This window comes from Brasilonema octagenarum UFV-OR1 (genome assembly GCF_963888615.1).
In the GTDB taxonomy this organism is placed as follows: Bacteria; Cyanobacteriota; Cyanobacteriia; order Cyanobacteriales; family Nostocaceae; genus Brasilonema; species Brasilonema sennae.
In genome coordinates this window covers 24,905-34,117 of record NZ_CAWPKW010000316.1, presented here as the reverse complement: position 1 = coordinate 34,117, position 9,213 = coordinate 24,905, and the positions used below count along the sequence as shown (strand labels likewise).

Genomic DNA, 9,213 nt, shown 5'->3' with positions numbered 1-9,213 from the left:
CTCATCAAGTACTGGCTCCGCAAGGCACAACTCTTGGCAGCACTGGACTCACTGTTCACTGTTAACTGTTCACTGATTTAAGTATGACTCCGCCGTCTGAGCCATAAACCGCTTAAACCCAGTAACATAAGCCCAGTAGTTGTTGTCGCTTCTGGCACTTTTTGTGCTGGGATAAATCTGCCAAGTTCAGCAGAACTCACTTTAAACGAGTAAAGGAACCCAGGAATTAACTTTTGACCATTTGGGCAGCCACTGTCAATCGGTCTCTTGCTATAGCTGGTACCATTGGCATTGGTACAAATGTCAAACTGAGTAGAATTGTCGTCTTGGGTGACACTAAAATCATTGTCCGTCCCAATCAGCAGGGCATAAGAACCATCATTGAGTCGCGGACCAATTGCCAGACCTTCCATCTTTTCTGCTATCTTTGTCCAATCACCTGGATTGTCAGGACTCAAAGTTGCAGCAATATCCAAAAATAAAGATTTACTTACTGGGTTAACACCTGTGGGTAATGTATTGGTGTTTGCCAAACTGATTGTGCTGACATCAGTTGCACCCGTTAAATCAATTTTGTACACTCGCTTGCTACCAACAGGTAGTGGTGTCTGGGTTGGATCTTGTACCAAATTATTCAGTGCGTCCACCCCAAACCCGCGATTATCTCTTTCTATGACTAGGAATTCCTTTTCATTAAGCGCAGTAATAGAACTCAGACCAATATTACGCCCTTGGGAAGTTGCCGCAAAATCATCTTTTGTCCCAGGAATGCGGGAGTTAATGTCTGCTAAACTCTCTAGCTGATAGATGTACTGATCCGTACTTTTTCCAGTTGCTGTGTCAAATTCTACTAATCGTAAATTGCCACTGAGTCGTCCGTCTGGTGAACCACCGTTAGAACCTTCGTTTACCAAGGGAGCTTGTAGCACAGCATAGAGTTTGCTACCATCAGGACTGATAGTTAAGCCTTCAAATCCTCGATTATCTTGGCGTCCATTGGTAATAGTTGGACGACCATCGACAAAGTTGAGCTTGCCATTCGCTTCTTTAGGAATTAAATTTTCTGGGATGGTAAATGCTCGTAAGAATGAACCATCAGGTTTGAATTCATACACAGATGGGCCATACTCATCAGACACATAGAAATGACCATTAGGAGCAACACTAAATCCTTCTGGGTCAAAACTCAAACCAAGGGTTCCTGCATTGCCGTTTAGCAATGTGGGGTTCAAGCCGTTAAAATTTTGACCATCTTTTGTGAACAAAATTGTTTCTAGTACTTGAAAATTTGCAATTGCCCCTGTGTTGCGATCAATATCTAAAGAAAACTTTTGTACTCGTGTGTTATACGAAATTCTGCCACCACCGGGACCGCGATCGCCCAACCCATAATATACATTGTTCAAGCGATCGTAGTAGAGATCCGAAAAATATCCCAAACGATTCACATTGGCGCTGTTGCCACTAGATGGGTATAAATCTGTACTTTCACCAGGGATAGAGAGGGTATTGTTCAAGGAAATACCATATGCCGATTTTATGTATCCTGTAAAACTTACAGCGGACACAATTAACGAGCAGCTTAACAGGGAAAACAAATGCTTTGCTTGAATCATCTGTAAGAAAAAAAGAATTACTTATGACTTTTTCAGCATCTGACTCCCGTATTAAGAACAGATTAACTCTGTATAAATGTCATTTTTTTACATCCAAACTTTATAGGATTGGGTTTTTGCTTGATCATATCTTTACAAAGGTTAGTAGTTAAGTTGGACAATTAATAACTAACTACTAACGCGTTTAGATTTTTACTCTCAAAAGTTAAAGTTGATTCAGCATTTTATGGGTTTGAGGAACGACACGTACACACTTGAGAAAACGCTTCATTAAAGCTTGCCAATTTAAGACTTGACTGGGAGAGGGAGCTACCACTGGTAGTTGTTTGAACGCACTAGGATCATCTAATGGCGTGACAGATTGTAAAAATACAGGAATAGATGGATTGACAGATGCTACCAATTGGGCAGAGCGTTCTAACTCAGTGGGATTTGTTGTTTGAGAAACAATGATTTTCACAAAAACTTCTACTTGTGATGTCCAACACAGCTGAAGAAATTCTGCATGTTCTCGCCAACGATTTTCGCCACTTGTACTAGGCATTTTGAAATCCATTCCCACAGAGTCTATTAGTGGTAGTATACTATTCAGTAGATCTGGACGATGTCCACCTGTTTCCAAGTATACAGGTAAATTTGTCACTGAGCGTACTTGGGGTAAAAATTCTACCAAAAATGGGGTGTGTAAAAGTGGTTCGCCACCCGTTAAGGTAATGGTATCGTGTAGACAAGGCAAGTTTTGTCGCTCAACCCATTCTAGTAACATGGGTAGTGAAACAGGATTCGAGTAAATTTTAAAGTCACGTAATCCAGGGGTTTGCTCTATCCTACAAGTAGCAGGTGCATTCCAAGTATGTGCGCTATCGCAAAAGTGACAACGCAAGTCACAAAGAGCAAAACGAATGAAAATTTGACGTGTTCCCACATTCAGTCCTTCCCCTTGTATGGCGGAAAAGACCTCTATCAGGCGTGCGGTAGGTGTAACAGTAGTCTTAAGGGTCATGTGATGATAGCAATAGGTATGTGCTAGGTTGGCACAAAAGCAAGAATGTTCTTCACGAAAGAAGTATGAAGCATTAAGTAAAAAGTATGAAGATACGGCAAAAGTGAGAAACAGAAAGTAGGAAATGAAGAATAAAATATGAAATACTTTATTTCTTACCCTTTATTCTTTCTTGGCATACTTCATCTTTTACACTTAAAACTTTAAGTTAGCTTCTTGTTCTATTGTGAATCGTCCCTGATGATATCCAATCTCAACTGAAGTAACTATCAATTCGCTTGGACTAAATAGTGTTTGGCAGATTATATTGACATGGCAACGAAAGTGCAGGGTTTCATGACGACTAGCCAACCCAAAGAGGTAAATTTTCCGGTGACGTTCTCAAATGACACGGCAATTGTGCAGGTACCAGTGCGGTTGAGCGTGCTTGAGGCTGTAGCCTTTAAGCAAACCTGCCAAGAGATTACTCTAGCAAATCCCGATACTAGACAAATTATCATTGACTTTCACCAAACTACTTTTATGGATAGTAGTGGTTTAGGTGCCTTGGTCAGTAATTTGAAAATTGCTCATGAAAAAAATATCGAATTTATACTACGGAATGTGACCCCTCAGGTTATGTCAGTACTTAACCTGACAGGACTGGACAAAGTCTTTTCTATTGAGTCTCAAGGGCAAACATCATCAAAAAGCCAATTAGAAGGACTACCAACGACACATCCTTCTGTTCGTTCTTGGATGAAACGGTTTATAGACATAGTTGGATCACTAGTTGGTTTGCTGATTGTAGGAGTTTTGTTTATCCCTATTGCTGTGGCTATTCGACTCGATAGTCCCGGTCCAATTTTCTTTAGTCAAATTCGTTGTGGTTGGATGGGCAAACGCTTTCTGATTTGGAAATTCCGCTCAATGTATATTGACGCAGAAGCGAAAAAAGCCGAACTAGAAAAACAGAACCAGGTTCAAGGAGCATTTTTCAAAATAGACAACGGTCCACGAATAACCAAGGTCGGACGCTTTTTGCGTCGAACCAGCCTAGATGAACTACCCCAATTTTGGAATGTTTTCAAAGGAGAGATGAGTTTAGTCGGTACCAGACCACCTACACCAGATGAAGTAGAGCGCTATGAAGTTCCAGAGTGGCAACGTTTGGATGTTAAACCAGGAATGACCGGAGAATGGCAGGTAAATGGACGGTCTAGTATCCGTAAATTTGAAGACGTCATTCGTTTAGATTTACAGTATAAAAAAAACTGGAATTTAATCTACGATTTGATGTTAATTTTTAAAACAGTAGCCATCTTATTTAAGAAAAACAGTGGCGCTGTTTAAATCTATTTTTACAGGTGTAAAGCAACGATTAGCTCGACAAAATGGATTTTGTCGAGCTAAGAGTGTTAAAAGCGCTTCTATAAACAAACAAGCGCAGGGCAAATGCATCTAAATTTTGCTGGATGAATTTTTAACAAAAATAGGACTTACGTACGCGCTACTAAAAACAGTGAGTTGCCTCCCTTGTCCCGCAGCGCGTGTCACGCCACTGCTCCACTTGGGGTTTCCCCAAGTAGAGCAGTGGCTCCCCTTGGGACGAGCGCGGTACTAGTGGTGGAGGCATGCACAAGGGTGTCAACAGAGAGTTATCGTACTTGTTGACACCCTTCGCCGTCTATGCACGCAAAGCAACCTTCGGTTAGCGCTCCGCCCGATGAAATCTTCCACCCGGCAACGCCAGACGCACGCCACATGCTTGTTCTGGTCTTATACCCTTTCACAAAAATCCTGATACATTTGACTCCCCCACTTGCCCACCATGTTCTAACTTTAAAGTGAAACGGTCTTACCGCACGGCGCTGACTCGACTTTGCGCGCCCGGTTGTCCTGTTCAGTCAAGGGAAAAATGTAGCAGTGTCCGAAACAAGCCTGCCAGATTTATAAGGGGGTTGGGTGAAACCCCTCCCACAAAATCTAAACACTCAATTTTTGATCTCCTGGCACTTATGTCAGATTTTTTTGTCATCAATCTCTTGAAGCTATACGTAAATCATATTTATATTTGAAAGAGCATAAGTAAAAACAATTACGTATTTACTTAAGTGAATTTAATGATATAGATAATTTATATAGCAATCCTTCAGGCAAAAAAATACTAACGCAACTCTTACAAACCAGCATCGAATTTTACTCAATCTTCAACAAAGAAAGGCTAACATTGGTAGCGTCTGAAGGGAAAATGCATATATCAACTCACACAAGTGCGGAATAAGGTTAACAACAAATGTTGTCATAGAAAGACACCAGGGTTATTCAGACTCAAACTAATTTGCTATGCGTATTTTGATTTACTCTTACAATTATTCTCCAGAACCAATTGGTATTGCTCCCCTGATGACTGAATTAGCAGAGGGATTGGTTAAGCGCGGACATCAAGTACGCGTAGTGACTGCTATGCCGAATTACCCTGAGCGTCGGATATACGAGAATTATCGGGGCAAGTGGTTTGTGAGCGAGTACAAGAATGGGGTTCAAATCCAACGGAGTTATGTTTGGATTCGTCCGCAGCCTAACTTAATAGACCGATTATTGCTAGATGCAAGCTTCGTGCTTACAAGTTTTTTCCCAGCGATCGCAGGTTGGCGTCCAGATGTCATTCTCTCAACCTCACCATCCTTACCTGTTTGCTTACCAACTGCCTTTTTAGGATGGCTATACAGATGCCCTGTAGTCTTAAATCTTCAAGATATATTGCCAGACGCTGCATTACACGTTGGATTGTTGAAGAACAAATTGCTTATTAAGGTGTTAACAGCACTAGAAAAATTCGCTTACCACAGTGCTACTAAAATTAGTGTGATTGCTGACGGTTTTGTAGAAAATTTACAAAAAAAGGGTGTAGCACTTGGCAAAATTGCACAAATTCCCAACTGGGTCGATATCAATTTTGTCCGACCTCTGCCAAAAGAAAATAACGCTTTTAGAGTAGCTCATAACCTAGATGGTAAATTTGTGGTGCTATACTCTGGCAACATTGCCCTCACTCAAGGTTTAGAAACTGTTGTAACAGCCGCTTCTTTGTTACGCCATATTCCAGAAATAACCTTTGTGATTGTAGGGGAAGCAAAAGGTTTGCAGCGGTTACAAATGGCTTGCACCGAATCCGGTGCTGATAATGTTTTGCTACTACCTTTTCAACCTCGCGAAAGTTTACCAGAATTGTTGGCAGCGGCTGATGTGGGTTTAGTGGTGCAAAAGAAAAATGTTATATCTTTTAACATGCCATCGAAAATCCAAATATTGCTCGGCAGTGGTCGGGCAGTGGTAGGATCAGTGCCCAGTAATGGCACAGCAGCTAGAGCTATTAAACAAAGTGCTGGTGGAGTGGTTGTTCCTCCAGAAAAACCTGAAGCTTTAGCAAAGGCGATTTTAGATTTGTACAACAACCCAGAAAAAGTAAAAACCTTAGGGTGTAATAGTCGCAAGTTTGCAGTTGAGCAGTATGCTTTTGAACAAGCATTAACTCGCTACGAGTCTTTGTTCTACTCAGTGCTAGCTGAAGATTCAACAATTGAGCCACTTGTCAATTCCTTTGCCCAAAAACGTCTCCTCCTCAGACCAAAGGAATCTAGATAGTAAAACTTCGTTAGAATAAAGTTATCTATTCATCACTCAAGTCGATGACTGCAACAAGCCTCCATTGTCAACAGGATTGCCTTTATGCGCGAAAAAGTCTTAACCTGGTTAACACAGAATGTTCCAACTCCCAGAGTGAACCACATTCTCAGAGTTGAGCAAATGGCAATGGATCTCGCAGTTCATTACAAAGTGGATCGAGAAAAAGCTGCACACGCCGGGTTAATGCACGATTTAGCAAAATGTTTTAAACCACAAAAACTTTTGCAAATGGCACACGAAGAGGGATTGGAAGTAGACGAAGTGATGGCAGCAAATCCCCATTTGTTGCATGCAGACGTAAGCGCGATCGTCGCAAGAGAGACATTCGGCGTAGACGATGAAGAGGTGTTACAAGCTATTGCCAATCACACTTTAGGTAGACCAGGCATGAGTCAGCTGTGCTCTATCGTGTTTTTAGCTGATAGCATAGAGCCAGGACGAGGCGATACCCCACAATTGCAATCATTAAGGCAACTTAGCCGTCAAAATATTTATCAGGCTGTGGCTTTGACCTGTGACTTTACTCTCAAATTATTGCTTGAGAGTTCTTGTTTGATTCATCCGCGAGTCATCCTCACACGTAACTGGTTCCTACAAAAATGGAAAGCCAAACAGCCGATTGTACAAAAAACCGTATAGATGCCTGTTTTTTTTGTTAGTATTCAAAAAAACCAATTCTCACAGTTGCAATTTAATTGTAGTTCACGAGTCATTGTAAAAAATTGTTAAAAAAAAAGAGAGCAGCTGAGGTTTAATGTCTGATTATTTCCCAAGCAATTTCCCAAGACAATCGATCGCAGTGACAAACAATCTAGTAGGAAGCCCACAGGTTGACACCAACGATGTGAGTGGAAAGATCGCATTGAAGGTCGCCGAAGCGGCATCAGACCGCAAAGCAGGTGATATATTACTGCTAAAGGTAGCAGATGTCTGTTACCTGGCAGATTACTTTGTGCTGGTGACGGGCTATTCGAGAGTACAGGTGAGAGCGATCGCCGAGGCAATTGAAGAAAAAGTCAAACAAGAATTGCAAAGGCGTCCCTTACGAGTAGAAGGAAAATCTGAGGCTTCCTGGGTGGCGCAAGACTATGGGGAAGTCATTGTTCATATCATGTTGCCAAAAGAACGGGAGTTTTATAATCTAGAAGCGTTTTGGGGACATGCAGAACGTATCGAGTTTTCAACTTCCGTAGATGGTGAGGGTAAACCAACATGATGAAATCTTCGGTCTCAAATTGCCCAGTTCCCTCTGAACAGCAACCACTTAATGAGTACGAAGAGTTAAAATCCTCCTGGCTGTTTCGCGACTGTACCTTAAATTTGCGCGAGTATATCACAAAAATAGCGTGGATTTGGGGAATATCGTGGTTGGTGGCATTCCCAGTCGCAGCAGCAAGCTTTGCCCCACATAAGCAGAGTGCACAGTTTATTATCAGTAGTATAGCAGGATCAAGTGTGGGAGTCGTGCTAGTGGTAGCACGGCTATATTTGGGCTGGTCTTATATCCGCGATCGCCTGATGAGTCCAATCATCTTTTACGAAGAGTCGGGATGGTATGACGGTCAAAATTGGATGAAACCACAGGAAGTGCTGACACGCGATCGCCTGATTGTTTCATACTCTATAAAACCAATTATAACTCGGTTAAAAATGACCTTTGCTGGCTTGGCTGTATTGTTCGTTGCTGGTACGATAGTTTGGCACCTAGTGTAATCGTCATCAGTCATCAGTCATCAGTCATTTGTTATTTACAAAAGACTAAAGACAAAAGACTAAAGACAAAGGACAAAATTATGGTAAATTTCTACCCATGACAATGGGAAAACGAACACAAGCCGCCGCATTAGAAGTCAGGTTATTGCGTGAAGGCATTATAGAATCAAAGCATATCGTCCAAGCCGTCGTCTGTGATGATCGAGGACGAGTGCTATCGGTTGCTGGAAACGCTGAAACTGCAACATTTGTTCGTTCGGCGCTCAAACCATTTCAGGCGATCGCAGTAACCAGCACAGGCACTTTAGAACGCTATAACCTAAGCGATAAAGACCTAGCGATTATGACAAGTTCCCATAGAGGAACAATAGAGCAAGTCAGACAGGCATTTAATATACTTTGGCGAGCTGATGTCGATCCTTCAGCACTCCAATGTCCAATCCCAGAAGGTAAGTACAGTCGTTTGGAATACAATTGTTCTGGCAAACACGCAGGCATGCTCGCCGTTTGTCAACAATGCAATTGGTCCTTAAATAACTACTTGCAGCGAAAACACCCAGTGCAGCAGTTAATTCTCACCAAAGTATCAGAATTGCTGCGAATGCCAGCAGAGGAATTCATCAATGCTCATGATGACTGTGGCGCGCCTACATATTTGATGCAACTCGGTCAAATGGCGTCATTGTATGCTCAGCTTGCTTCTCGTAGCAGTTTGGACATAGAGCGTATTGTCCGTGCCATGACCCATCACTCCGTGATGGTGGCAGGAGAGGGAGAATTAGATACAGAACTGATGCGTTTAGCCCTTGGAGATGTCGTCAGTAAAGCTGGTGCTGAAGGAGTACAGTGCATTGCCAGATTGGGTGAGGGCATGGGATTGGCAATTAAAGTGATGGACGGAGCAAAGCGAGCAAAGTATGCCGTTGCCATTCACCTACTCAAGCAGTTGGGCTGGATTACTCCCAGCGTTGCCGAAGCCCTGTCAGAAAAATTCATGAACCTCGGTAAATACAAGCGTTTAGAAGTTATTGGAGAATTATCGATTTTATAGTTGCCAAATTTCTGACTATAGTGTTATAGTTAGGAAGACGAAGAGACGACGCGGGATAGAGCAGCCTGGTAGCTCGTCGGGCTCATAACCCGAAGGTCAGTGGTTCAAATCCACTTCCCGCCACCAAATAAAAGATAAAGCAAATCCCTACAATTGTAAAA

General features: G+C 42.2%; 8 protein-coding genes and 1 tRNA gene. 7 read left to right on the top strand and 2 right to left on the bottom strand.

The genetic code is table 11. The features are described from left to right. Nucleotides 1-77 precede the first annotated feature (77 nt). Nucleotides 78-1,616 (bottom strand): esterase-like activity of phytase family protein, encoded by a 1,539-nt coding sequence (locus AC5590_RS28285; protein ID WP_169266645.1) that lies wholly within the window; start codon nucleotides 1,614-1,616, stop codon nucleotides 78-80. A 205-nt stretch (nucleotides 1,617-1,821) separates the two neighbouring features. Next, entirely contained in the window at nucleotides 1,822-2,619 is a 798-nt protein-coding gene (locus AC5590_RS28280; protein WP_169266644.1) for a 7-carboxy-7-deazaguanine synthase QueE, read from the bottom strand. 312 nt (nucleotides 2,620-2,931) lie between these two features. On the opposite strand from AC5590_RS28280, the gene AC5590_RS28275 reads away from it, so the two are divergent. The 7 genes from AC5590_RS28275 (at nucleotide 2,932) to AC5590_RS28245 (ending at nucleotide 9,178) form a co-directional block, all read left to right on the top strand. After that, on the top strand, nucleotides 2,932-3,951 hold the full coding sequence (locus AC5590_RS28275) for an anti-sigma factor antagonist (protein ID WP_169266643.1): 1,020 nt from the start codon (nucleotides 2,932-2,934) through the stop codon (nucleotides 3,949-3,951). Nucleotides 3,952-4,944: 993 nt separating this feature from the next. Next, nucleotides 4,945-6,246 (top strand): WcaI family glycosyltransferase, encoded by a 1,302-nt coding sequence (locus AC5590_RS28270; RefSeq protein ID WP_169266642.1) that lies wholly within the window; start codon nucleotides 4,945-4,947, stop codon nucleotides 6,244-6,246. 84 nt (nucleotides 6,247-6,330) lie between these two features. Further along, nucleotides 6,331-6,927, top strand: a complete 597-nt coding sequence (gene yqeK, locus AC5590_RS28265; protein ID WP_169266641.1) for a bis(5'-nucleosyl)-tetraphosphatase (symmetrical) YqeK — start codon at nucleotides 6,331-6,333, stop codon at nucleotides 6,925-6,927. A 115-nt stretch (nucleotides 6,928-7,042) separates the two neighbouring features. Then, nucleotides 7,043-7,504 carry a ribosome silencing factor gene (gene rsfS, locus AC5590_RS28260; protein ID WP_169266640.1) on the top strand — a complete coding sequence of 154 codons (462 nt, stop codon included), beginning with the start codon at nucleotides 7,043-7,045 and terminating at the stop codon, nucleotides 7,502-7,504. Next, entirely contained in the window at nucleotides 7,501-8,001 is a 501-nt protein-coding gene (locus AC5590_RS28255; protein WP_169266639.1) for a CGLD27 family protein, read from the top strand. The genes rsfS and AC5590_RS28255 overlap by 4 nt, the downstream gene beginning before the upstream one ends. A gap of 97 nt (nucleotides 8,002-8,098) precedes the next feature. Then, nucleotides 8,099-9,052 carry an asparaginase gene (locus AC5590_RS28250; protein ID WP_169266638.1) on the top strand — a complete coding sequence of 318 codons (954 nt, stop codon included), beginning with the start codon at nucleotides 8,099-8,101 and terminating at the stop codon, nucleotides 9,050-9,052. A gap of 49 nt (nucleotides 9,053-9,101) precedes the next feature. Beyond that, a tRNA-Met gene (locus tag AC5590_RS28245) sits at nucleotides 9,102-9,178 on the top strand. Nucleotides 9,179-9,213 lie beyond the last annotated feature (35 nt).